This is a genomic window from Neorhodopirellula pilleata, from assembly GCF_007859915.1.
GTDB classification, from domain to species: Bacteria; Planctomycetota; Planctomycetia; order Pirellulales; family Pirellulaceae; genus Rhodopirellula; species Rhodopirellula pilleata.
The window spans coordinates 204141-228498 of record NZ_SJPM01000002.1 but is presented as its reverse complement, the minus strand read 5'-3'; the positions used below and the strand labels follow the sequence as shown (position 1 = coordinate 228498).

28 protein-coding genes are annotated in these 24358 nt (G+C 55.3%); 17 read left to right on the top strand and 11 right to left on the bottom strand.

All coding sequences use genetic code 11. From position 1 onward, the window contains the following. The first annotated feature begins 41 nt into the window (after nucleotides 1-41). Complete coding sequence (locus Pla100_RS06015; protein ID WP_146576793.1) at nucleotides 42-875, top strand: MBL fold metallo-hydrolase; 834 nt, start codon at nucleotides 42-44, stop codon at nucleotides 873-875. A gap of 55 nt (nucleotides 876-930) precedes the next feature. Here Pla100_RS06015 and lepA read toward each other — a convergent pair whose 3' ends face one another. Next, entirely contained in the window at nucleotides 931-2730 is a 1800-nt protein-coding gene (gene lepA, locus Pla100_RS06010) for a translation elongation factor 4 (protein WP_146576792.1), read from the bottom strand. A gap of 110 nt (nucleotides 2731-2840) precedes the next feature. Between lepA and Pla100_RS06005 the strand changes: the two genes are divergently transcribed. Beyond that, nucleotides 2841-4457, top strand: coding sequence for a cation:proton antiporter (locus Pla100_RS06005; RefSeq protein ID WP_146576791.1), 1617 nt, complete (start codon nucleotides 2841-2843; stop codon nucleotides 4455-4457). A gap of 155 nt (nucleotides 4458-4612) precedes the next feature. On the opposite strand, the gene Pla100_RS06000 is transcribed toward Pla100_RS06005, so the two are convergent. Next, entirely contained in the window at nucleotides 4613-5062 is a 450-nt protein-coding gene (locus Pla100_RS06000; RefSeq protein ID WP_146576790.1) for a hypothetical protein, read from the bottom strand. Nucleotides 5063-5436: 374 nt separating this feature from the next. Then, nucleotides 5437-5799 carry a divalent-cation tolerance protein CutA gene (cutA, locus tag Pla100_RS05995; RefSeq protein ID WP_146576789.1) on the bottom strand — a complete coding sequence of 121 codons (363 nt, stop codon included), beginning with the start codon at nucleotides 5797-5799 and terminating at the stop codon, nucleotides 5437-5439. Between the two features lie 491 nt (nucleotides 5800-6290). Here cutA and dnaN point away from each other — a divergent pair, with 491 nt between their 5' ends. The 6 genes from dnaN to Pla100_RS05965 all read left to right on the top strand — a co-directional run bounded on the left by dnaN (nucleotide 6291) and on the right by Pla100_RS05965 (nucleotide 13279). Continuing rightward, the gene (gene dnaN / locus Pla100_RS05990) at nucleotides 6291-7409 is read left to right on the top strand and encodes a DNA polymerase III subunit beta (RefSeq protein WP_146576788.1); all 1119 of its coding nucleotides are present in this window, start codon (nucleotides 6291-6293) and stop codon (nucleotides 7407-7409) included. 357 nt (nucleotides 7410-7766) lie between these two features. Further along, entirely contained in the window at nucleotides 7767-8117 is a 351-nt protein-coding gene (locus Pla100_RS05985; protein WP_231602770.1) for a DUF721 domain-containing protein, read from the top strand. Between the two features lie 34 nt (nucleotides 8118-8151). Then, nucleotides 8152-8919 (top strand): imidazole glycerol phosphate synthase subunit HisF, encoded by a 768-nt coding sequence (gene hisF, locus Pla100_RS05980; RefSeq protein ID WP_146576787.1) that lies wholly within the window; start codon nucleotides 8152-8154, stop codon nucleotides 8917-8919. A gap of 279 nt (nucleotides 8920-9198) precedes the next feature. Beyond that, nucleotides 9199-10770, top strand: coding sequence for a bifunctional phosphoribosylaminoimidazolecarboxamide formyltransferase/IMP cyclohydrolase (gene purH / locus Pla100_RS05975; protein ID WP_261344777.1), 1572 nt, complete (start codon nucleotides 9199-9201; stop codon nucleotides 10768-10770). 2 nt (nucleotides 10771-10772) lie between these two features. After that, entirely contained in the window at nucleotides 10773-11555 is a 783-nt protein-coding gene (gene trpC / locus Pla100_RS05970; RefSeq protein WP_146576786.1) for an indole-3-glycerol phosphate synthase TrpC, read from the top strand. Nucleotides 11556-11893: 338 nt separating this feature from the next. Continuing rightward, a complete protein-coding gene (locus Pla100_RS05965) occupies nucleotides 11894-13279 on the top strand; it encodes a VWA domain-containing protein (protein WP_197167733.1) in 1386 nt (461 codons plus the stop codon). A gap of 36 nt (nucleotides 13280-13315) precedes the next feature. Here Pla100_RS05965 and Pla100_RS05960 read toward each other — a convergent pair whose 3' ends face one another. The 3 genes from Pla100_RS05960 to Pla100_RS05950 form a co-directional block, all read right to left on the bottom strand. Continuing rightward, nucleotides 13316-13648: a hypothetical protein gene (locus Pla100_RS05960; protein WP_146577300.1), complete on the bottom strand. Its 333-nt coding sequence runs from the start codon at nucleotides 13646-13648 to the stop codon at nucleotides 13316-13318. 38 nt (nucleotides 13649-13686) lie between these two features. Then, the gene (tsaE, locus tag Pla100_RS05955; protein ID WP_231602769.1) at nucleotides 13687-14217 is read right to left on the bottom strand and encodes a tRNA (adenosine(37)-N6)-threonylcarbamoyltransferase complex ATPase subunit type 1 TsaE; all 531 of its coding nucleotides are present in this window, start codon (nucleotides 14215-14217) and stop codon (nucleotides 13687-13689) included. Between the two features lie 64 nt (nucleotides 14218-14281). Next, a complete protein-coding gene (locus Pla100_RS05950) occupies nucleotides 14282-14485 on the bottom strand; it encodes a hypothetical protein (protein WP_146576784.1) in 204 nt (67 codons plus the stop codon). A gap of 366 nt (nucleotides 14486-14851) precedes the next feature. On the opposite strand from Pla100_RS05950, the gene Pla100_RS05945 reads away from it, so the two are divergent. The 7 genes from Pla100_RS05945 (at nucleotide 14852) to Pla100_RS05920 (ending at nucleotide 18540) form a co-directional block, all read left to right on the top strand. After that, nucleotides 14852-15379, top strand: coding sequence for a malate synthase (locus Pla100_RS05945; protein WP_146576783.1), 528 nt, complete (start codon nucleotides 14852-14854; stop codon nucleotides 15377-15379). Nucleotides 15380-15643: 264 nt separating this feature from the next. Beyond that, the gene (locus Pla100_RS05940) at nucleotides 15644-16594 is read left to right on the top strand and encodes a transglutaminase family protein (protein ID WP_146576782.1); all 951 of its coding nucleotides are present in this window, start codon (nucleotides 15644-15646) and stop codon (nucleotides 16592-16594) included. A 124-nt stretch (nucleotides 16595-16718) separates the two neighbouring features. Continuing rightward, nucleotides 16719-17174, top strand: coding sequence for a 50S ribosomal protein L13 (gene rplM / locus Pla100_RS05935; protein WP_146577298.1), 456 nt, complete (start codon nucleotides 16719-16721; stop codon nucleotides 17172-17174). Between the two features lie 12 nt (nucleotides 17175-17186). After that, nucleotides 17187-17600, top strand: coding sequence for a 30S ribosomal protein S9 (rpsI, locus tag Pla100_RS05930; RefSeq protein WP_146576781.1), 414 nt, complete (start codon nucleotides 17187-17189; stop codon nucleotides 17598-17600). A gap of 13 nt (nucleotides 17601-17613) precedes the next feature. Beyond that, on the top strand, nucleotides 17614-17835 hold the full coding sequence (infA, locus tag Pla100_RS05925; protein WP_146576780.1) for a translation initiation factor IF-1: 222 nt from the start codon (nucleotides 17614-17616) through the stop codon (nucleotides 17833-17835). Nucleotides 17836-17901: 66 nt separating this feature from the next. After that, complete coding sequence (locus tag Pla100_RS32385; RefSeq protein WP_390620563.1) at nucleotides 17902-18000, top strand: 50S ribosomal protein bL37; 99 nt, start codon at nucleotides 17902-17904, stop codon at nucleotides 17998-18000. A gap of 3 nt (nucleotides 18001-18003) precedes the next feature. After that, a complete protein-coding gene (locus tag Pla100_RS05920) occupies nucleotides 18004-18540 on the top strand; it encodes a 3-hydroxyacyl-ACP dehydratase FabZ family protein (RefSeq protein WP_146576779.1) in 537 nt (178 codons plus the stop codon). 329 nt (nucleotides 18541-18869) lie between these two features. Here the strand turns inward: Pla100_RS05920 and Pla100_RS05915 are convergent, their stop codons facing one another. Together Pla100_RS05915 and Pla100_RS32150 are read right to left on the bottom strand one after the other, a co-directional pair. Then, nucleotides 18870-20987, bottom strand: a complete 2118-nt coding sequence (locus Pla100_RS05915) for a family 16 glycoside hydrolase (protein ID WP_146576778.1) — start codon at nucleotides 20985-20987, stop codon at nucleotides 18870-18872. A 252-nt stretch (nucleotides 20988-21239) separates the two neighbouring features. Beyond that, on the bottom strand, nucleotides 21240-21371 hold the full coding sequence (locus Pla100_RS32150) for a hypothetical protein (protein ID WP_261344776.1): 132 nt from the start codon (nucleotides 21369-21371) through the stop codon (nucleotides 21240-21242). A 224-nt stretch (nucleotides 21372-21595) separates the two neighbouring features. On the opposite strand from Pla100_RS32150, the gene Pla100_RS05910 reads away from it, so the two are divergent. Together Pla100_RS05910 and Pla100_RS05905 are read left to right on the top strand one after the other, a co-directional pair. Continuing rightward, the gene (locus Pla100_RS05910; RefSeq protein ID WP_146576777.1) at nucleotides 21596-21817 is read left to right on the top strand and encodes an addiction module protein; all 222 of its coding nucleotides are present in this window, start codon (nucleotides 21596-21598) and stop codon (nucleotides 21815-21817) included. Further along, complete coding sequence (locus Pla100_RS05905) at nucleotides 21814-22113, top strand: type II toxin-antitoxin system RelE/ParE family toxin (protein ID WP_197167732.1); 300 nt, start codon at nucleotides 21814-21816, stop codon at nucleotides 22111-22113. Before Pla100_RS05910 ends, Pla100_RS05905 begins: the two co-directional genes overlap by 4 nt. A gap of 848 nt (nucleotides 22114-22961) precedes the next feature. Here the strand turns inward: Pla100_RS05905 and Pla100_RS05900 are convergent. From Pla100_RS05900 to Pla100_RS05890, 3 genes are all read right to left on the bottom strand, one after another. After that, nucleotides 22962-23429 carry a four helix bundle protein gene (locus Pla100_RS05900; protein ID WP_146576775.1) on the bottom strand — a complete coding sequence of 156 codons (468 nt, stop codon included), beginning with the start codon at nucleotides 23427-23429 and terminating at the stop codon, nucleotides 22962-22964. Between the two features lie 172 nt (nucleotides 23430-23601). Beyond that, nucleotides 23602-23805 carry a hypothetical protein gene (locus Pla100_RS05895; protein ID WP_146576774.1) on the bottom strand — a complete coding sequence of 68 codons (204 nt, stop codon included), beginning with the start codon at nucleotides 23803-23805 and terminating at the stop codon, nucleotides 23602-23604. Further along, nucleotides 23802-24230 carry a DUF6932 family protein gene (locus Pla100_RS05890; protein WP_146576773.1) on the bottom strand — a complete coding sequence of 143 codons (429 nt, stop codon included), beginning with the start codon at nucleotides 24228-24230 and terminating at the stop codon, nucleotides 23802-23804. The genes Pla100_RS05895 and Pla100_RS05890 overlap by 4 nt, the downstream gene beginning before the upstream one ends. Nucleotides 24231-24358: the final 128 nt, after the last annotated feature.

The window sequence follows — 24358 nt, the reverse complement described above, 5'->3', positions numbered from 1 at the left end:
TCCCTGCCAGTTCGGTCGAGTTTGCGGTACCATCTCTGGCCATGAACACCCCCCGAACCAGCAATCCCGAATCGCCGCCGAATCAGGCCACTGTGTTTCCTGAGGTGGTTTTCTTAGGAACGGGTACCAGCGTGGGTATTCCTGCTCTGGGTTGCGATTGTGAAGTCTGCACCAGCACCGATCCTCGGAATAATCGAACCCGCTGCGCGATCCTGTTTCGATTGCCCGCCGGAAATCTATTGGTCGACACGCCACCGGATTTACGAACTCAGTTACTGCGTGAGAAAATTCCATTGATTCACGCGGTGTTGTTCACTCACGAACACACTGACCATCTTTTCGGGCTGGACGATCTTCGATTGTTTCCGTTTCGTCTGGGCCATGGAGTCCCCCTCTATTGCGAATCACACGTCGAGCGGCGGATTCGTAAAGTTTATGACTATGCCTTCAGTGACCGAGAGGCAACACATCCGGGTTCGACACCGCAGCTTGACTTCGTCACGATTACCGGAACTCCATTTGAAGTTCTTGGCATAGAGGTCATCCCTATACCGCTCAAACATGGACCTTATTTTGACGTGTTGGGTTTTCGCATCGGTGATTTTGCTTACTGCACCGACACCAACGAGGTACCCGAATCGTCTATCGAACTACTACGAGGGGTCAAGACGCTTGTCATCGACGCTCTTCGATATCAACCGCACCCGACGCACTTCAGCGTCGACGAAGCGATCGAAGTGATTCGAAAAGTTCAACCGCAAGAAGCTTACCTGACGCATATCTGTCACGACTTAAACCATCCGGTCGCCGACGCTGAATTGCCTGAGGGAATTCATCTGGCCTACGACGGGCTACGATTGCCGATGAACCTCTGACCAACAACCCTGCAGGCTCGCACACTGCATAATCGTGGTCAAAATTCCGCTTTGATTATGCTTCCTTATTCGTTCGTAGGACCGAGATGAATGCTTTTTGCGGAATCGTGACGCTGCCGAATTGCTTCATCTTGGCTTTTCCTTTCTTTTGTTTCTCGAGCAATTTTTTCTTACGCGAGATATCGCCGCCGTAGCATTTGGCTGTCACGTCTTTGCGGACCGCAGCGATCGTGGCTCGAGCGATTACGGTTCCACCGATCGCGCCTTGGATCGGGATTTTGAACTGGTGACGGGGAATCGCATCGGCGAGTTGTTCGCAATAGTGCAATGCCCGAGCCCGCGACTTTTCTCGGTGAACGAGATACGCGAGGGCATCGACGGATTCTTGATTGACGAGGATGTCGACTTTCACAATATCGGTTTTGCGGTATTCGATCGGCACGTAATCGAACGAACCGTAACCGCGAGTGATCATCTTTAGTTTGTTGTAGAAATCAAACAACACTTCGCCAAGCGGCATCTCGCTGGTCACTTCGACGCGCCCGGCCGAGAGGTAGTTCATCGTTTGCGTTTCGCTGCGGTGATCGCGACACAACTCCATGACCGGTCCGACGTACTCTTCGGGGATCAAGATCTGAGCCCGGATATACGGTTCGCTCGCCGAATCGATCGTCGAGGGGTCTGGCCAATGGCTCGGGTTGTCGACTTCGAGCGTCGAACCGTCTTTGAGATTGAGTTGATACTTGACCGACGGGGCCGAAATGACCAACCCGATATCGAACTCGCGTTCCAGTCGTTCTTGAACGACATCTAGGTGCAACAATCCCAAGAAGCCACAGCGGAATCCGAATCCGAGAGCCGCCGAACTGTCTTTCTCGAAAGTCAATGCGGCGTCATTGATCGATAGTTTTTCGAGAGCCTTGGTGAGGTCTTGGTATTCGTCAGTACTCATCGGATAGATCGACGAGAACACGACCTGCCGGGCCGGTTGGTAACCGGGGATGGGATCGGTGGCGGGATTTTTGATTGACGTAATGGTATCGCCGATCTCGATGTCTTGGACCGACTTGATTCCCGCAACGATGTAACCGACCTCGCCGGCAACGAGCTGTTTCTTAGGCACCAATTTGAACTGGTTGTAACCGAGTTCATCAACACTGAATTCACGTTGGGCGTGCATGAAAAGGATCTCGTCCTTCGGCTTGAGCGTTCCCTCCATGATCCGGCATTGCATGATCACACCACGGTACTTGTCAAAAAATGCATCGAATATCAATGCTTTCAGCGGCGCCTTCGGATCGCCTTTGGGTGGCGGTAGATATCCGACAATGCCTTCGAGAACATCGTCGATCCCTTGACCCGTTTTCGCCGACACGGGAATCGCGGCAAAGGGATCCAAACCAAGGTCTTCATCGATTTCTTCACGAACCCGCTCGACGTCAGCGGCAGGCAAGTCGATCTTATTGATCACCGGCAACAACCGGAGGTCGTACTCCAACGCCAAGTACAAGTTGGCGACCGTTTGCGCCTCCACCCCTTGGGAAGCATCGACGACCATCAATGCGCCTTCGCAAGCCATCAAGGACCGCCGAACCTCGTGCGAAAAATCCACGTGTCCTGGAGTGTCGATCAAGTTCAATTGGTACTCTTGCCCGTCCTTGGCCGTGTAGCTGAGCGTGACGGTGTTGCTCTTGATCGTGATCCCACGCTCTCGCTCGATATCCATCGAATCAAGCATTTGGTCGTGGAACTCCCGTTGAGTGATCCCGCCGCATGCTTGGATCAAACGATCCGCCAACGTGGACTTGCCGTGGTCGATGTGAGCGATAATGCAAAAGTTGCGAATTTGTTTCATACGTCGGGATTCAAAGCGAAAATGGACTCGTTTTGGCGCAAGATACTCTTTTCCATTGACAATGGCGAACCCACCGTGACCGATTCGGGCAAGAAGATTCTACTGGGCAAATGACGCAATCTCTGATCCACGACCTATTCCTAATCCTGACCGCCGGGTTGATCGCGGCCATGATCTGCCGATCGCTGAAATCGTCGGTTCTCATCGGATATTTGCTGGTCGGCGCGGTTCTGGGTCGCGGTATTTCCGGCTGGGTGCTCGACGAAAACCACGAACTCGAGCATTTTGCCGAGGCGGGTGTGTTTTTGTTGTTGTTTTCGATCGGTCTCGAATTTTCGATCGATGAACTGAAACGATTGGGACGGAACTTCGTCATCGGCGGTGCCGTGCAGATGTTGCTGGTGATCCTTCCCGTCTCGGCGGCACTGATGAGTTGGCAGATGGACTGGCAATCGTCCGTCCTGATCGCCTCGGCGGTGGCGTTCAGCTCCACCGTTTTGGTGTTCAAATCGCTCTCTGAATGGGGGCAAGTGCAAAAGCCCCACGGGCAACGGGCGATCGGCATCTTGTTGTTTCAAGACGCCGCTTTGGTGCCATTGTTGTTGATTTTACCGATGCTCACCGGCGACCAACCCGCAGCCGGGTTTTCCCGATACGCGTCGACGGTGGGTGTCTCGTTTGCTTTCGTGATCAGCATCATCGCCTTGCGTCACGCGCTCGCCCGATGGTTGATTCCCTGGTTCGCCGGTTACCGCAGCCCCGAGATGGTGATTTTGTTCACGATCGTTTCGCTCGGAGGCGTCACCTTGGCCGCCTATCACATCGGCTTGCCCCCGGCGGTGGGGGCGTTCGCGGCTGGCTTGATTTTCAACGGAAACCGCTGGACTTCGCAAATCGATGCGTTGGTCTTGCCGTTCCGCGAAACCTTTGCGGCTGTGTTCTTCGTCGGCCTCGGCTTGATTCTCGATCCACGGTTGTTCTGGAATGAACCGCTATTGATCGGAGGAATGTTGTTCTCGTTGATCGTTGTCAAAGCGATCGCCGCCACCGTCGCTCTCCATTTGACCGGAATGAACTGGCGTCACTCCTTCGCGATGGGAATCGGGTTAGCGCATGTCGGTGAGTTCGCATTCGTATTGGCGCTCGTCGGATTGGAAGCCAACGTGTTGACGGAGATTCATTATCAACGGATCGTCGCCATTGCCGTCGGATCGTTGTTGTTGACACCGCCGTTGATGAAATGGGGCTTAAGAAAGATTCATGATCCGGTCGAGGCGAACGATTCGGTTCGGCTCGACACTTCGGTCTCGATTCAAGGGCATCGAACGACGGTCATTGGTGCCGGACCGATCGGCACTCGGGTGGCGGCCCAATTCGAAACGATGGGCAAAGACGTTTGTCTGATCGACTTCAGTCCGATGAATCTGCACGCGTTTGCCCAAGCCGGTTTTCGGACGATCGCGGGCGACGCGACCAACCCGAAGATTCTGGAACTCGCCGAAGCGGATCAATCGTCGGTGATCGTCGTGTGTGTCGCCGATGACAAAGCCGCCATGCGAATCGTCCGGGCGATCCGGCGGGTCAATCGCGAAGCAAAGTTGATCGTACGGTGCCGATATCAATCCAACGTCAGCAAGCTCCGACGACTGGGAGCCGATAACATCATCAGCGAAGAAATCGAAGCCACGATGGCGTTGTTGCGGATGCTCGGCTCGGCCGAAAATTAAGGCCCTCGCCCGTCCCCCGATTGGCCAAAACAAGTTAGTAAGCATCGCGTGAACATTAAGTGGTGGCGACTTTCAGTCGCCAAACCCTGAAACGTCGACTTTCAGTCGACGCCACGTTAAGAATCCATCACTTGTTGATCACGCGATGCTAAGTGTTAGCGAATCGGCACTCCCTGGAAAGTCTGAATCACGCCGCCGGGATAGGTGTTCAGTTGCACGCCGTTGTTGAAATAGCCGTAACCATACGGAACGGCACCATAGCCGTAATTGCCATACCCGTAGCCGTAGGGTGAATAGACCGGTTGCGGGTATCGGTTCGGATACCCGTATCGATAGGCTCCGTAGCGATACCCCGATTGAGCGGGCAGTCGGTACGTTTGCCCTGAATTGAACTGCGAGCGGAGCCCGCTTCCCTGGCTCGGTGGAGTGCTCGGTAGTTGTCCCCATCCGACGCCACCGGTGAACCCGTAACCCGTTCCATACCCTGGCAAGGACTGCGCGTTGGCCGGCCGCTCGGTCGCGACAGTGAGGACCCAGCAAACCGCGACGACGGCCGCCATTTGGCTCCACCTCGTCCACTTTCTATTAAAAAACGTCGTATTCATCTGTTCGGTTCCCATTGGTTGACTTTGATTTGGAAAGGGTGCCGGATATCGGACCTTTCCGTCTCTCTCATCATACCGGTGGAGCGAATGCCAGGCCAAAAATTATTGACAAGGCCGCCGATTCAATCGCCCATTTCCCAGCGTCCCGTAGGCTGGGTCGCAGCGATAGCGAAGACCCGTCATTGGATCGCTCAGTGTTTCTAAACTTAAACTTAAACCTAAACTCGCCCTAGCTCCCTCCACAGGGCGAAGACACCCAAGAGCGTTGCTCGCTTGACTAGGCGTAGGTTGAAGTTGAAGTTTCGAACACGAGCCAATAAGGCGCTATGCCGGGTGTTCGTCGCAAAGCCTCCTCCACCCAGCCTACAAGTGTCTCAACTAGTTTGAGCGGCCGCCCAAGAGAGGTAACCGGGCGACGTTTCGGTGACCGGTGTGACGAGGATTTCTGGCTCTTCGTAGGGGTGGTTTTGGGCAAGCCAATCGATCACATCGGCTACCTTTTCGGACGTCGTTTTGATCGCCAATCGGTATTCATTTTCCACCTGCATTTCTTCCTTCCAAACATAAGTGCTGCGGATCGGCCCGTCGGTCTGGACACATGCGGCCAATCGTCGTTGGACGAGTTCCCCGGCGATCGATTGGGCTTGTTCGGCATCAGCCGTCGTCGTCCAAACGATCGCCAACGACCCTGGGTTGGGTACCTGAGAAGGGTCTTTACTCGTCGATTTCTGAGTCATTTTTAAACTTTCTTGATGACATCCCATATTACCTAAACACTCCAAGCTTCCGTGGAAAACTTGTCGTCTGAATGTCTGTTGATTGTCCTGTTTTGTCTGAGTTAATGAAGCCGGTCACTTCCGAGTGTCTTGAACTGTTTGCATTCTCGACAAATCACGACAGTATTCAGACATCCTGGCGACAGGTTTTCCACAGTCGATTTCCGCCTATTTGCTAGGCTATTTGCCTGTGATTCTCGCGAACTGAACCTAGTTTGCGACACTCGCTCCTCGGACATTACGACGACGACGATTAAAGAGATTAGTTCTTTTGATGGCAAACCCGCGTGAACCATGAGTTCGTTGCTAGCAATGCTCACCACGTCGATCGACGAACTCGTTCGTAGGGGGTGCGTCGAAGGCATCGGATCGTTAAAACATTCGATGCCCACGGCCCCGCCAGCGATAACCCATGGCCCCGCCAGCGATAACTCAGCGAAGAACTTTTCAAGATGAAGATCACCTGCCAACGTGACCAACTCGCCAACGCGTTCAGCCTCGCCGCGAGCATCGCCCCGAGCCGATCGCCCAAAGAGATCCTGCAGAACGTCAAGGTAACCGCCGCCGGTGGCAAGCTGACTTTGTCGGCGACCGACCAAGAGGTCGGAATTCGTTTGGACGTTACCGAAGGGGTCGAGATCCACACCGAAGGCACGGCACTCTTGCCGGTACAAAAGACCGGAGCGATCTTGCGGGAAAGCAACGACGAGAGTCTGACGATCGAGACCGACGAATCAGGGATCCGGATCGCCGGCAGCCGTAGCAAGTTCCGATTGCCGGGGGCGAACCCGGACGAGTTCCCGTCGGTGCATGAATTCGACGAGCAAAAGTACCACCAAATCAGCACGCGACTGTTCCGCGAGATGTTACGACGAACGGCCTTCGCGACCGATTCCGAATCGAGCCGCTACGCTCTTGGCGGCGTGCTGTTGGAAATGGAAGAGGGATCGGTGATCGCAGTGGGCACCGACGGGCGGCGGTTGGCTCGGATGGAAGGCAAAGGCGACGCGGTCGGCGGTCACCAAACCAACGGAATGACTACGATCGTTCCCACCCGGGCGATCGCACTGATCGAAAAGGCCCTCAGCGACAAGGACGACACCGTCGACGTCGCCTCGCGTGGCAATGATCTGATGATCCGCACGCCGCGAGCGGTCATCTCCAGCCGTCTGGTCGAAGGACGCTACCCGAACTGGCGGCAAGTCCTTCCCAAACGCGAAAACGCGGTTCAGTTGGACGTGACGGTCGGGCCGTTGTTCGCGGCGCTTCGTCAAGCCGCGATCGTGACGGACATCGACAGCCGGGGCGTGGATTTCACCTTCGCCGACGGAACCTTGAAACTTGAAGCGTCGACGGCGGACCTGGGCGAATCGCAGATCGAGCTGCCGATCAGCTACGACGGCGAGCCGATCACGTTAACGATGGATCACCGGTACTTGGCGGACTTTTGTAAAGTCATGGACGGCGAATCGGTTTTCGTGATGGAGATCGAATCGTCCAAATCGCCCGCACTTTTGACGACCGACGACGGGTATGCTTACGTGATCATGCCGATGGCCCGAGACCGATAAGAAACGCATGAACAAGAAGTGGCATAGGCTTCCAGCCTTTTTATACCCCACATCTTTTTTGACCCCCACGAGCTCGTCTCGTGGGTGAATAAGGTTCGCAAGCTAGACAACGACGCCCTCCCAACCATCCGATTTTCACTTGTGCTCGCCGCTTCAAGCGGCGAGCACAAGTGAAAATCGGATGGTTGGAGGAATAGCGGCTCGTGTCTAGCTTGCGAACCTCGGCTTCCTGCCAGACGAGCTGGCAGGGGAGCAATACATGAGAACTTGTGTGGTATAAAAAGGTTGGAAGCCTATGCCATTTTTTAAAAGCGACAGTCATTGTTCGTCGGCCCGTCTTCTCGACCGAGAATCCAAGTGCCTCCACAACCTGCCAAGAAACCGAAACCGGCCGGTTCAAAAGCCGACGAGCGGGGAACCGGAGCCCGTAAGATCGGGACGATCGTTTCGCAATTGATGAGCCGACGAGGCTATGCGTCGGTCGGAATCGAACATGCCATGACCGCTTCGGTGGCCGCAGCGGTTGGTCCCGGGTTGAACGAGTCGTTCCAGATCGGCAAGCTAACCAGAGGTGTCCTGCACATCTACGTCGTCGATAGTGTGACGATGCAGGAGTTCACGTTCCAAAAACGCCAAATCCAAAAACGGCTGCTCCAAGACCACCCCCAAGCCAAGATCCAAGACATCCGTTTTCGTCTGTCCCAGTGAACACTCTTCACTCTTCACTCTTCACTCTTCACTCATGCTAGCCGCGCGCATCATCCCCTGTTTAGACGTCCACGGCGGGCGAGTCGTCAAAGGGACCAATTTCGTTAACCTTCGCGACGCCGGTGACCCGGTCGAAGTCGCCCGGCGATACGAAGCCGAGGGAGCCGATGAGTTGGTATTCCTGGACATCACGGCCAGTCACGAGGAACGGGATATTCTCTTGGACGTCGTCCGCCGGACGGCCGAGCAGGTATTCATGCCGTTGACCGTCGGCGGCGGCGTTCGCACGGTCGACGACGTCCGAGCTTTGTTGTCGGCGGGATGTGATAAGGTCTCGATCAATTCATCGGCCGTCACCGATCCTGATTTCGTGCGGCGAGCGGCCGACCGGTTTGGGAGCCAGTGCATCGTGGTCAACATCGACCCCAAGCGGATCCAGCGAGACGGTCAAGAGTTCTGGGAAGTCCACATCAACGGCGGTCGCAAACCGACGGGTTTGCAGGCCGTCGACTGGGCGCGGGAGGTCGAGAAGTTGGGAGCCGGCGAGATCGTCTTGACCAGCATGGACGCCGACGGCACGAAGGACGGATACGATATCGAGATCACCCGAGCGGTCAGCGAAGCGGTCTCAATCCCCGTCGTCGCCAGCGGCGGAGCGGGCCATCCGGATCATTTGGTCGCGGCGATTCGCGATGGGAAAGCGGACGCGGCGTTGGCGGCGAGCATCTTCCATTTCGGCACCTTCACAATCACGCAAACCAAACAAATCATGCAAGCCGCCGGAATCCCCGTCCGCCTGTAAAAAACCTAAACTTAAACCTAAACTTAAACTTAAACCTAAACCTAAACTCGCGTTCGCCCCCTCAACAGATAGAGCGTCGCTCGCGTCTGGAGGGGGCCGTTTAGGTTTAAGTTTAAGTTTAAGTTTAAGTTTTTGAGAAACCCATTCAGCCCCTGCCGGGTCTCCGCTATCGATGCGACCCAGCCTACGTGATTCTCTCCACCTTGACCATTTTGAATGGGCCAACGAACATACGGTCCGCTCGCATCCGTCCTGTTTCTTTTGCCAAAGTGAATCCTAGTGTCCGACGTGGTACCAGCTCGAAATGCCTTAATCAGCGTCAGCGACAAAATGGGGCTAACCGACCTCGCAGCCGGATTACAAGCGGCGGGAGTGACGATTTACAGCACCGGGGGGACGCGTACGCACCTGCAACAATCCGGCATCGAAGTCGAAGACGTCGCCGAGTACACGGGCTTTCCCGAAATGCTCGACGGACGCGTCAAAACGCTGCATCCGCGGATCTTTGCGGGCATTTTGGCACGCCGCGACCGGGACGATCACCTGGCCAAGCTCGACGAACATGACATCGAACCGTTCGACATCGTGGTCGTGAATTTGTATCCCTTTGCCGCCACTGCCGCTCGTCTTGGTTCGACGCGGGAAGAATGCGTCGAACAGATCGACATCGGCGGCCCCAGCCTCGTGCGTGCGGCGGCCAAGAACCAAAACGACGTGGTCATCGCCACCAGTCCCGAGCAATACAGTGAAATCATCGAACAGCTCGACACGCTCGGCGGCACGACCTTGGAACTGCGCCGGCGACTCGCCGCTGAAGCTTTCGAACACACCGCGACGTATGACCGCAGCATCGCCGATTATCTTTCGGGTGATCATGTCAGTGGTGAATTTCCGGGAACGATGAACGTGTCGCTGCGTCGCAAAGCCCAATTGCGATACGGCGAAAACCCACACCAACGAGCGGCGTTATACAGTGACCCGTCGGAACGTTCGGCCAATTTGGTTTCCGCCCGACAGATCAGCGGCAAGGAGTTGTCCTACAACAATCTGTTGGACCTCGACGCGGCTTTGGAGATCGTTCGCAGCTTTGCCGAACCGGCCGCCTCGGTGATGAAACACAACAACCCCTGTGGCGCGGCGACCGACTTAACACTTGTCGACGCGGTCGAGAAAGCGATGGCGGGCGACCCGCTCAGCGCGTTCGGATCCGTCATCGGATTGAACCGCACCGTCGACATCAAGACCGCCGAGTTATTGTGCGAACCCGGTTTGTTCATCGAAGCCATCGTGGCTCCTGATTTCGAAGCCGGAGCGGTCGGCTTGTTGACGACGCGGCCGAAATGGAAAGACAACGTGCGATTGATGCAGGTCGGACGGTTGGATACCCTCGGACCGAAGTTCTCACGCCGGTTCATCAGTGGTGGGATGTTGGTCCAAGACGCCGATCGAATGACCAGTTCGCCGTTGCAATGGAAAACCGTTACCGAAACCGAAGTCGACGACGATCTATGGGACGACATTTCGTTCGGTTGGGAGATGGTCCGGCACGTCAAAAGCAACGCGATCGTCCTCGCCAAAGAAACCGCGTTGATCGGTGTCGGCGCGGGCCAAATGAGCCGCGTCGATAGTGTCGAAATCTCGATCGACAAAGCCGGCGACCGGGCCGACGGGGCGATCCTCGCCAGTGACGCGTTTTTCCCGTTCCCCGATTCGATCGAGTTGGCGGCTAAAGCCGGGATCATCGCGATCGTACAACCGGGCGGTTCGCGCCGTGACGACGAGGTCATCGCCGCTTGCGACGAATTCGAAATCCCGATGGTGTTCACCGGTCGGCGTCACTTCAAGCATTGATCATGAGCATCCTCGACGACATCCTCGTCAAAACCCGTGAAACGATCGCTCGCGATCAACAATCCACTGCACCGGAGAGACTTCGCGAGCAAATCGCGTCGCTTCCGCCCTGCCGCGACTTTCGCGGATCGCTCGCGGCTACCGATCAAGTCCGGCTGATCGCGGAAGTCAAAAAGGCGAGTCCGTCGGCCGGAGTGATTCGAGAAGACTTCGACCCCGCCACGATCGCCCGGGCATACCAAGACGGCGGAGCGGCTTGCATTAGTGTTTTGACCGACGAACCGTTCTTTCAAGGCTCGCTGGAGTATCTCAAACAGGTGCGAGCGGCCGTGGATCTGCCGATCCTGAGAAAGGACTTCATCGTCGATGAATATCAACTCTTGCAAGCCCGAGCCGCCGGAGCCGACGCGGTGTTGTTGATCGCCGAGTGTTTGACACCGGATGAACTGATCCGGCTCGACCAGCAAGCCACCGAGTTGGGATTGCAAACCCTCATCGAATTGTATGAACCGGATAATCTGACCGCCGTCTTGGCGACGTCGACGCGGATGGTCGGCGTCAACAACCGCGACCTCCGCACCTTCGTCACGGATCTGGACCACACGGTTCGTTTGGCCCGAGACATTCCTAGTGATCGGTTGATCATTGGTGAAAGCGGTATCCGGACTCACGACGACGTGCGACATTTGGGAGCCGCCGGAGTCAAAGGCATCTTGGTCGGCGAGTCATTAATGCGGCAAACCGACATCGCCGCCGCCACGAAAACCCTACTGGGACCGAATTAAAACAAGCCCGACGCGCCAGCGGCGTGTTGATTGAGTGCACGTTTGGGCGTTTTCGTTTAACGGCAAGCCGCAGGCGCCAGCGTTTTCAAACTCTGTCGCCTGCGGCTTGCCGTTAAACGATTGAACCAACACGCCGTCACGCATCGGGTTACGATTCAATCAACACGGCGTCGGACTTGGAGGTATGCCGCGTAGCCAGCCTAGAATGAAAAATCCGGGTCACTTATCCGCGAGCAGGTGCTAAGATAAAAGTCCGCACGACGATGTGGGATCGATGCCGAATCCGCGTTGATCCAGACGATGGGAGCTTTAGAGCGATTCGGGGGGACCAAGATCAGATGAAACGATTGGGGTTATGCGTCGTCTTCGCAATCGCCATCTCAGGCGTCCTGGTGCCGAATTGGTTGCCTGGAGTTTGCCTTCATTGCGTCACCGCAGACGAGCCTGCCGACGATTTTCAAACGGCGGCGCAGCGGCGTTTGTACCGCATTTTGATCGGACGCAGCGAGAAGTCTCGCGCTAACGTCGTCAGCCGTTTGGCGTTGTCTCCTGAAGATATACACTCGGAAATCGAAGTGCTCGTCGCTGCGGCGGAAATGCTATTGCAGCAGCGGGCTGACGAACTCGCCGCCGAGAAACCAGATACGAGAACGCGTCAGTCCGGCGAATCAACGTCCGAAAGTCTGTTGGCGATGATCGCGTTGATCGCCAAAGACCCATCGCCGTTGGCATTGCCATTGATTCAAAAGGCACTCCATCATGAAGATGATTTGATCGCGATGGCTGCCATGGATGCCGTCGGATCCCATGGCCTCGACGACGCTCTGGATGACTTGACGGCGCAGATCAAACGACCCGAGTTTGACGAACGTTACGCCTATCGGTTCGCGCTGGTCCGGGCGATCGCCCAACTGCACGATCCCCGGGCCATCGAGTGGTTACAAAAGCTATACCGGCAACTCGATGGTCAATTGCGGCACGAAATCCAAGGTCGTCTGGCGGACGTGGATCTTCGTGATTTTGACGGTGACGCGGAACGATTGCGGCAATGGCAAGACGAGCATCCGATCAGCGCAATCTTGGATCAAGTTCTGTTGGATATCGAACCGCCGGTAAAGAGCGAGACTGAATCAACGACCATCGAGTTGCAACCCGTGACGTCGTCGTCGGGACAACGACCCAAGTTAGCACGAAACCAGTACTACGGAATCGATCTCCATGCGGCACGGATGTTATTCATCATCGACCGTTCGGGCAGCATGCGAGAGCCGGCACACTACGGGACGCGTTTGCAACGAGCCAAGACGGAATTGGTGCAAACGATCAACGGTTTATCATCGCAAACCCAGTTCGGCATTATGGCTTTTGATACCACGATCGGTTTGTTTCGTGATGAGTTAGTCGATGCCACCGACGAGAACAAACGCGCGGCGACCGCGTTCGTCGATCGGATCATGTTGGGACAAAAAACCAACACGCACGGGGCGTTGGTCGATGCGAGCGATTTTGACGACCAACTCGAAGCCGTATTCTTGTTGACCGACGGACGACCGACGTTCGGAAAAGTGACACGGCCGGACTTGATCATCGAAGACATGATCCGTCGCAATCGCACGCGACATCTGAAGTTCCACACCATTGGCATCGGTGACCTAGGCAACACGGTCGTGTTCTTAAAAACGCTCGCCGAGGAAACCGGCGGCGAATTCAAGCAGGTTCCTTAACGCGTCGAAGCAGCAACTTGGGCTTCCAGCCTGTCGTCAAACCAATGACGGCTGATCCGTGTACAGTTCCAGCATTTGGCTTTGTACCTTCACGGCACGCAGCAGCGTCCAAAGTTGGTCCGGTGAGAACTCAATAGGGGCATCGCCGAGCATTTGATCGAGTTCGTCGACGATCGCTTCGTGTTGATCCGACGCGGCTTCGAACCGAAACGAAGCGTTCCGCCATGCTGCCAAACGGGCTTTCGGATCCCGCAAACGTTCTGGGGATCGTTCGCGGTTGAGCAGGATCAAGCACAAACGGGCGACTTCGACGGGCGTTAAGTCCGGTCGATCGGCGGCGAGTTGTTCGGCAAGCTCGTGGCAGTTCATAAACAAGACTAGGTTGCCACGAAGCAAAATCCACCGACTTAAGGATTTTTTGCCAACTTCATCTCAGTGGTGACTCGTTCCCACCAGATCGCGTGTTCAGGATGCTGGCAATGAACCAAAATTTCTCGTGCCTCGCACTCACCGCGGGTTGACAGGCGTATCTCGATCCAAACCGTCTCGGAGGGCATTTGATCGGCAAAACGGTCGGCCCATTCCATCACCGTCCAAGCACCACGTTCGTCCCACAATTCTTCGATCCCGATCTCCCAAAGTTCGTCCTCGTCCCTCACCCGATAGAGATCCAAGTGATGCCAGCGGCGAGGCCGATTCGGCTCGCGCTCGGGGCTCTCTAACCCGGTGCCCCCAAACCTGGGGACTTCATAGCTACGCAGCAACGTGAACGTAGGAGAAGTGACTTCGTCTGAAGCAATATTCAGCGAACGGGCGAGTTCTTGACAGAACCGCGTCTTTCCGGCACCCAATGTGCCGACCAATCCGATCACGACGGGTGACTCGTTTGAATCCGACCGACACGAGGTCGCAACCATCGTGTCGGTAAGAATGGACAACAGATTCAGATCCACGAGAGGAAAATGGGCGACTCGCGGGAACTGTTGGTAAGGCTTCACCAAACTACGGGGTTTCGGGGGTTTCGCTGCCCGTGGTGACGTTATCCGTAGGAACTTCCGTTACGGCGGTCATGTTGTCATCCGCAGGAGCGACCGGTGCGGTGGTGGTGTCGACGCTGACGTCCGCTTCGGGTGCGGGTGGCGGGCAACCGACGGTCGTGGTCAACAAAGCCAGAGCGAAAACGGAGTAGAGGATCTTTTTGGTCATGGAATGACTCCTGCAAGATGTTCGAGTTTCGGAATTGACCAACCAAGAGTATTCATCGTGATGACTCACGAGGAGACGGACTCACGGGGTCACTGTGTTAAGATTAGCAGAGTTGTCATTTTTTGCACCCACACGCTTGGATTTCTCCATGAGTTTTTCTGGCCGACAAGTTCGGCGACCTAGGGCGTCAATCGCTTTGTCCCAATTTGCCTACCTTATTTAACCCGAACGACGATCGCTGTCGCATCGAGAAAGCCAAGCGGTAGGTTCATCCCGGACCCCCAGAATGTCGATCAATCTCTTACGCGTTCAAATTAGCTTGCGCGGCCCCCGATGGGCTGTGTCTTTATTCGTTGGGCCTTCGTAATGAAACGTTCACCCGCCATTCTGATTCCTACCTTGCTTCTCGCGGGGTTGGTTTTGATTCAAACGGCTTCAACCGCCTCGGCTCAAGGACTCGATGATCTATTCGAGCGACCAACCGACGCGCGGTTTGAAACCCTTCCGACCGAAGAGCCTCAAGGGCCGGCGGATGAGTTCAAACCCGCCTCTTCATTCGGGGAAGGGAGACTGCAGTCGAGCGGTCCGGCGGTCGAGCGGATTCCGTTCTCCGACCGCAGTCTCGCGATGCTGCCGGTGAGTAGTCCTTCGGATCTGAAGTTGGTCGACGAGCACAACGGTTCCAAGTCTCGTGACCCATTGAGAATGACGGCGATGGAGCTTCGCCAAGCTAGAGCGTTGGAAGAAACCCGCAGCCGGATCGCTCGATTGGAAGCCGCTCGATGGGCGGGAAGCCCTACGTTGCGTCCTAGCTGGAATCCCAACCCGACGACGGCCAGCCGTTTTTCGAACCGGAACATCATGCAGGTTCCGATCTACATCCGCACCCGATAGAGTGTCCCGTCATAAGAGAGTGTCCAGTCATAAGAACGTTTGGTCATTGCCAAACTTCCACCCTGTGCGCAGCCGGAGTCGCAAGACTTCGCAATTGTCGAGTTAGATCATTGAACTTTTGCGAGTCCAGATACCACGAAGTGGAGTTCAACTCGCATGTTCATGAGGTCGGAATGTTCCCAGTTGAAGTTGTCATCCCTACAATGATCGCGAAGGATCGCTCTCACCTAAGGGGCTTTCTGCCGTTTCGACTTCGGGCCCCTCATGACCGCCACCGCTCAGTATCGCATCCTGCACTCGACTTCGTATCAATATAGTGAGCCGGTCGCGCTGTGCCAAAACCAACTTCGGATGCGGCCGAGGACACAGCCCCATCTGACGTGCCACGAATGTCAGGTTCAGATCGAGCCGCAACCGCTATCCATTGACACCCATCCGGATTATTTCGGCAACATCGTCGATTCGTTTTCGATCGAAGCGTTGCACCGATCACTCATAGTCAACGTTCGCAGTCGCGTCAGCGTATTCGCCCCCGAGGCTGAGAACTTATTAGATGCGCCCGCGTGGGAAACCTTGGTCGGCGATGTGCGTGCGGGAACGACACCCATCGATTGGCAAGCCCGCGAGTTCACATTCGGGTCGACGCGAATTCAACACGATCCTCGATTCGCCGACTATGCGCGTCAGTGCTTGTTGCCAGGCGTTTCGGTGACCGAAGGCGTCGACGCCTTGACGCGGAAGATTCATCGGGATTTCCGATACGACACCACCGCAACAGACGTGAACACCTCCACCTCGCACGCATTCGAACTCAAAGCCGGCGTCTGCCAGGACTTCGCCCATATCCAAATCGCGTGTTTACGCAGCATCGGATTGCCCGCCCGATATGTCAGCGGCTATTTGCGAACGTATCCACCGCCTGGGAAACCTCGCTTGGTCGGATGCGACGAGTCTCACGCTTGGATCAGTGTTTATGCCGGATCTCAAATCGGTTGGGTCGATTTTGATCCGACCAACGCGGTGCGAACGGGGACCGATCATATCCCGATTTGTCATGGTCGAGATTACGACGACATCAGCCCCATGCGAGGCATCGTGCTCGGGGGCGGAGCCACGACCCTGCGAGTCAGCGTCGACGTCGCACCCGTGGAAACAACCGCCGAACCAGCCCTCGGACCGCCGATCGGGCCTCCCTTGGGAACGCCGGTGAATTAAACCTCCCAAACATTCCCCCGAAAAACCGAAATCCGTTGCCCAGAAGGCCTTGTCTTCCTAGGGGTCGGTCGAGTACGCTCTGCGATTCAAATTTTTGATGCCTCCCCCGAGAAAAGTTACCCCCGTGGCTGTTCAGCGAACCTACATGGCCAAGCCTGGCGAAGTCGAAAAGCAATGGCACGTCGTCGATGCGACCGATGAGACTTTGGGCCGATTGGCCAGCGATATTGCTGTGATTTTGATGGGCAAACACCGCCCTGAATACACCCCGCACGTCGATTGCGGCGATTTCGTCATCGTTACCAACGTGGATAAGATCGGCATGACGGGCAACAAAATGTCCGACCGCCACTACACCTGGTACACAGGCTATCCCAGATTGAGACTTGAGAGCTATCAAGATCGGCAAGCTCGCAAGCCGGAAGACTTGCTCTTGCATGCGGTCCGCCGAATGCTCCCCAAAAACAAACTCGCTCGCCATATGCTGAGCAAACTCAAATTGTACGCCGGCCCAGATCATCCACACGCGGCTCAACAGCCCGTCGAATTGGTCCGCAAAAGCAAGAAAGTCAACGCTTAAGGTATTCGTCCCATGATGGCAGTAAAAAAAGACAAGATTAATGGCGATGCCCTGGGCACAGGTCGTCGTAAGTCCAGCGTCGCCCGCGTTCGCGTTCGACCGGGAAGTGGCACGATCACCGTTAATGGCAAATCCTTAGCAGAATATTTCGTCAACGATCAGCATCAATTCGCTGTCATCCAAACGCTCGAAGCGGCGGGACTCGCCGGTCAAGTCGACGTTTTGGTCCGCGTTTCCGGTGGCGGCATGACCGGACAAAGTGGTGCCATCCGCATGGGCCTGGCCCGGGCAATTTGCAGCCACGACGAGTCGCTGCACGATCCTATGCGTATCGGCAGCTTCCTGACGCGGGATTCTCGCATGAAGGAACGCAAGAAACCTGGTCTTCGTGGTGCTCGTCGCGGCGTCCAGTTCAGTAAACGGTAAACAGGTCCAAGTTTTGAGTAAAAAAGAGGAAGCGTTCGAAGTCGAGGGGACCGTCACACAGGCGCTCGCCAACACCCGATTCCGCGTTCAATTAGAAACAGGCAACGAAGTCATGGCGCACGTCGCCGGACGGATGCGAAAACACTTTATCCGGATCGTTCCGGGCGATAAGGTTCGCGTCGAGTTGTCACCCTACGATTTGACCAAGGGGCGAATCGTCTATCGCGAACGCTAGCTCTTTCGCCGTCGGAACCTCTTTTTACTCGTATCCATTCCTCTGATTCTTCAAGGTGTTCACGCCGTGGCCAAACCACACCATAAGCTCAAGAAAGCCAACCACGGGCGTCGCCCGGCAAACGCGAAAGCTCGCAAGGCCAAACGGAAGAAACTCAAGACCTGATCCGTGGCCAAAAGCGAATTCATCATCGACCCCAGCCTGTTGGATTTCGACAACCCGATCGCCGATATCGAAGCGATCCGGAAGTTCAATCCCCAACGGCACGAGATGGAACAACTGACCGCGATCCTCTGTGAGGATCTGCAACAGAATGCTTGCGCGGCCTACAAAGAGGTCACCGAGCATGAATTTTGGGTTCGTGGACACATGCCCGGCATGCCACTGATGCCGGGAGTCGTGATGCTCGAAGCCGTCGCACAGCTTTCAAGCTATTACACGCAAAAGCACGATCTTCTCGGCGCCGCCATGGTCGGTTTCGGAGGTGTCGATGAAGTCCGCTTCCGTGGCGTCGTTGTCCCCGGCGACAAACTCGTCTTGATGGTCCGCTTGGACAAAGCCCGACGAGGCCGCATGATTGTCGCCAGCTTCCAAGGCATCGTGGGCAACAACCTCGTCCTGGAAGGTTGTCTCCGTGGCATTCCCATCCCGATCGAAGCCGTCACCGGCCAACTCGCCGGCGGTCAAGCCAAGGCGACTTCTTAACGGCCCAAGACAACTCGAATGTTGCCTTTGACTCATTGATGAGATGAACGCGCGGCCGGTCCTGCGTTCCCCCCTTTTCGCTGATCACGTGCTCGTGCTCAGCAACGCGGTGCTCGTACTCGTGCTCGATCGCTACGGGATAGGCCTATGAAGACTCTTCGACGCCGTCAAACGATTGATCACGAGCGTGGCGATGCAAACCGCTCAGAGATTTTGAAATCTTGAAAGCCGTGGACACACTGCATCAATTGATTGGCGATCGCAGTTCGAACGTTCGGCTGACCTCTTTCGCGATTGAGTGAGTGCAATCGTTGAAGTCTTCGCAAGGCTCAGTCTTTTTTGATCGGGAACACGAACCGACTGACCTGTTTACCTGATACATCGTGGTGGTGGATGGTTAGTCTCGTTTCTTGGTCGTTGCCATGGTGACTGACTCTTCCTGATAGGAATCCCCCATCGACTCGTAGGAATTGATGAGCGGGGCGTTCGTCACCGCGTTTCCAACCCATTTGATGTTTTTCGCTACCGGGGCCACAGCCAAATTCCCATACGCCGGTTTCTCCGTCCACCGAAGCGTACTGCCAGTGACGGTCGCCGCACAATACGATGGCTCCCGGTATGGTCGCAAGTTGTTCGCGAATCTCATTGCCCTCGTAGGCATAAGTGTCGTTCGCGTGATTATCTTTTTTGTTGTTGCGATCGGGACCGACGATGGGTGTTGGACTACAGATCAACTTAAACTTCGCATCGGAACTTGCGAGTGTCTCGAACAACCATGCCTTCTGCTCCTTGCCTAGGATCGATTTTTCTGGTCCGTCGGGCATATGGTTTGGGCTGCGGTAGTCTCGTCCTTCCAGAATCCAGATCTCCAAATCGCGGCCCCATCGAATACTCTTGTAGCGAGGATCGCGGCTTGGGAATTGTTCTTCATTGAAAAGCTGAACGCCTTCTTCGAAAGTTACCGAGCCGAAAGTGGTCCCCGGCCAACAATCATTGGCCAGGGTGTCGTGATCGTCCTTGATGAAGTAGCTCGTCGTGTGGTGATAGAAACGACGATTGTTGGGTAGCGCGAAAATACGCCCCCATTTGAAACGCATCAATGACTTGGTCAACGCCCACGGATCAGGCTTGTCATAGTATTCGATGTCTCCGGCGTGGACGACAAAATGAGGATTCAGCTCGCTCATCGCCGGGTAAATTTTGTGACCGTTCATGCCGTCGTCCCGTCGGATGAAATCATGGCAGGTAGTAATGCAAAAGTTGACATCCTGGACTTCATCGGATTCGGGAGCGGTTCGGAACGCACCTCGAAGCACAGCCGATGGTTCTCCATCGAGCGTTTGCGCTTCAACGATCGTGACGTAATTCGAGTTGGCCTTTAGACTCTCGAGTTTCCATTGCGCTGTGAAGTCGCTTTGAGCGGAAGTAGTGATCCAATGGGTGTTCTTGATTCGCTGATGTTGGCCAACGGGATGGTAGGACAGCCGAACCTTGCCTGGTGCGCCAGGGCATGCACCGAGCATTTCATCCAGACTCGCACCGTTGGGCAATTGAAGATTGAGAAGTTTCTCGGGGTCTTTTTCGTCTGCGAGCTTTCGAGCTTGCTGTTCGGCTAACGTCACAAAATCTCGACCATCAACCAACATCTCTGGGTTTCGTGTCGTACGCGTCCATAACACGATGCTATTCTGGTCGGCCCAACTGTTGCGAGTTGCATTGGCGAGGAATGGGCCGGTTGGTAAGGTCTGCTCGGACGCGGCTGCGTCCACTTCGGTAAACTGAAAATTTCGAAACGTCACTTTTCCGCCGTGATCAGTCAACATGACGCGACCGCCAGGAACCGGTAGACCGAAACCGATTTCCCCACCAAACTTGCTTAAAGCGATTCGGGTTTCCCAAGCCGGTCCTTCGGTTGACACCGAAGCCACCATGTCGCCATTGAGATAGTGGGTAATTCGGCTGCCCGTGGCGACGATGCGTGATTGATTCCATTGGCCCGGTGGATGTAACGTTTTGTCTCGTGCCGGCCCGACAAGATCATAGACGGCTGCGGTCGAGCTATCGCTCGTGCTATCCGGCTTACTATCGATCAGCTGATACTCTAGCCCAAGATAGCGTCCCTCGAATCGGCGCACGCGGTACTTCAATCCGCTGTTAACACCCTTCTCGATCTTCCATTGCCACGAAAGATCAAAGTTGGCGGGCAAGGGTGGTGACAGAATATTGCCGCCTCGACGCGGTGCGACCAAAGAAATCTGTCCGTCGGTAAACTCCCAACCGCTCGGCACGGGATCGCCGTCGTCGGTCCGCCAAAAACCTCGTGAAGTCCAGTCCGCGTTCTCGGAAGAAAGCTCTTGTTTGTCGTCCGCTGTGTCTGCGTACAAACAAGTTGACAGGGTAAATAACGTTAGAAGTAGGGTCGAACGATGCAGATTCAACAGGCTCATGGCATTCGATCCAGAAGATTTCTATCGGTTAAACCACGCAAGCCAATTTTTGGTGCACGGCTTGGTTCTCACTCTCGTTCGTGCTCAGCATCGCGGTGCTCGTGCTCGTAATCGATCACCGCCGGATAGTTGTACGATGGCTCTTCGACGCCGTCAAACTTGATCGCCATCCGAGTCAACATTGCAACGATTCATTCAGGCTTCGTTTGCCATTGCCCTCGGCGCTGTTCAACGGAATCCCGATTGTCGTGATTATCCGCCGTCTTGGGGCGTATGACTGGGCGTGGCGTTGCGAGTTGCAGCGTCGCAAACAAGAGCGGACACGAAGCCGATCCCCGCACCGACGCTGCCAAGAATCGGGGAAAGCGGAAAGATGAGGAGCATAGCGCCCGTCGCACCATTCCCGCAGCGTGGTGAGTTCGGGGGAAGTGTCGCAGCGAGGCAATGGCGGCGTCATGTTAGTTGCGGGGTTTGGATGAGAGCGTATCGAGCGTCCCAGTCGGATAACGAAATGCGATCTATCCGACTGAGAACACGGTAACTCGCGAGCATTCTGTTCGCTCGACCTTCGGCTCACTCTCGGCTAAAATATTGCCGGAGGATGTATCATGAACGTTGACCAAACAATTTCAGACCTTTCCACGCTTCCGGTGGGGGATCGCTTGCGTGTCGTGCATGCGATCTGGGATACCCTGCCTGACGATGTTGATCTTTCGCCGTCGGCGGAACAGCAAGCCGAAATGGACCGTCGGCTTGCTGCACACCATGCAGATCCATCGACCGCCATTTCGCACGACGAAATGATGCGACGCATTGAAAAGCGGCGGTGATGTGGCTTCTTTCGTATCGTCCAGAGATTGAGGATGATGTCTGCGCCGCCGCCCTGTGGTACGACGACAAACGCCCGGGGCTCGGCGATGAATTTATTGCCGAATACGTTTCGGCGATACACCGAATTCAGGACAACCCACTTCTTTTCGCGATCGCCAAGAACGGACTGCGCCCATGCCGACTCAAGCGGTTTTCCTACATCATTCATTTCAGGGTCGATCGCAGCGATATCTTGATCGTTGCGTTAATGGGCGGTGGTCGCGATGACTCCTCGTTCATTCACCGCAACGGATAACCATGCTCGGGAGCCTCGCGCCCGCGTCTGACCCGAGCGAAACGCTCTCGAAGAATTGAGCTTCGGCTAGTGGCGCTGGCGTCGCGCAGCGACTTACGAACCAGCCAAGAAAAAGATTCAAACTCAAACCACGCCTCGCCACGAAGTCGAATCCCTATTGGTTATCCGCCGGTTGAGTAGGAGTAAAGAGGGCCGCTGGGCTAGGGTTTAGCCAAAACTGGTGAACGGTCCTGAGATCAGCCGAGAATGATCCCGACACAAAGGACTAGGAAGAACGGAGCATTCAGAGCAATTGCAATACTGTACCGCCCACGCCACCAGCGCGAAGCAGCGAGGACACATGAAAACCCGGCGACAAAATACAAAACGGCAAAAGTAAGCAATAAAGGCATGTTACTTGTCTGCATCTCCCTTTTCCAGTCTCCCATTTCGCCCCACCCGAGCACAATGAGAAATGCCCCTAACAGTCCAGGGGCCATGCTAGCAAAGCCTATGATTGCCGATAACGCAGCAGGCAGCATTCTCCAGCGAGAAAGCGAGGTGTCGTCTACAACGTCTCCCGCTGGAGGCTGGTACGGGTCGGTTGAGGTCATTCTTGAGCCGATGATTGCATTGCAGCAAAGATATGACATTCCAGTCTAATATCGAAAGTGTCATAAGCCAACCGGCGTGAACTCGACGCCAAAAACGAATGCCACCAACAACCGTGACTGCGGCAAGGAAAACAATTGCAGTGATGCAAAAAACGTCTTGAGGTAGATGTCACCGAGATTCATTCTGTCGACGAACGGACGCCGTCACCTAGGACGGACGATTGAGTTTCGATTTGTAAAACCGCAAAAGCCGTCCTAAGGTGCACGGCCTGGTTCTGGCTTTCTTTCGTGCTCGTGCTCAGCATCGCGGTGCTCGTGCTCGTAATCGATCACCGCCAGATAGTTGTACGATGACTCCCCGACCCCGTCAAACTTGATCGCCATCCGAGTCAACATCGAGGCGACTCGTTTGAGCGTCAACTTCATGTCACGGCTTGTCTTGATATACAATCCACCGGACACAACGAGCACATCTTGGATCGCATCGCATTCAAAGGCTGACCCGCGAGCGATGTCGAAAAAACGAGCACGATCCTTCACGCTTCGCTTGCAATTGCCCTCGGCGATGTTCAGAGGAATCGATTGCGACGCACGGAGCCATTGATCACGTGCGTGGCGATGCAAACTGCTCAGCGATTTTGAAATCTCGAAAGCCGCCGAAACATACTCGATGGACAGACGGTAAATATGCAGTCGATCGTGGTCAAAGATTGGATCGGTCATCAAAGCTGCTTTTCGATTACGAGCACGAGCACCGTTTCACTGAGCACGAGCACGATGGGGCACTTCGTGCCAGAATGTTGGAAATCACACGGCGGCGCGGAACCACTCTCTTTTACGTTCGAACTCGGCCACGCCGTTCGTGTGCATTTCATGGTTCCCCACAAAATGCAGTCTAACCGGTGGTGGATGATCTCGCTTCTGAACTGCCCTCAAACACTGCGAGCTCTTCATTCAGTCGAGCAATCAGTTTACGAATCCCAGCCTTGGTGAAACCCTTCTCGCCGATCGGATGCTCTGCCTGCAGCGTCTCCAGACGCGATTGCAAATCGCGCAGTTCGGATTGGGCTTTCTCGTATTCGGTGGTGTTATGAATCATAGTTTAATCTCGACTAAACCCTTGCGTCGATTATCTGACTCTCGAGTCCTGCCAAAGAAGTCTACCCAATCATCCCAGTCACGTCGATCTTCGGCGGCGAACAGTTCTTCAGGACGCCGAGAAACAAGCATGGAATCGAGTTCCACTGCTTCCAAATCACCGCGTTCCAGTCGTTCAGCGAAATTATCGGGAAGCCACACAACCGCATCCACGTCATCGGGTTCCGATTTTGAAGTGACGAAACTACCATCAACGAAAAATCGTTTCGCGTCAATGATACGTGCAAGTTCGAGCCATCGCCGAAGCCGCAGGGCAAGCCACTGTCGCTGCCGCGTTGCAGTGCCGAAACGAAACATGACATCGGCTTCGGAAGCAACGTGCAAACCATCGGGCAAGTATCCATCGCCTCTGAATTCAGGAATCACGTTTGTTTGATACTCCGTGTTGTGCCTGATGGGGAACGAGGTAATTATCCCCGGTTGTTCCGGACATAAGGACGCGAGAAGGGTGTTATCGCCGGTTGCATGATGACTTATCTCCGGGTAGCCGGACT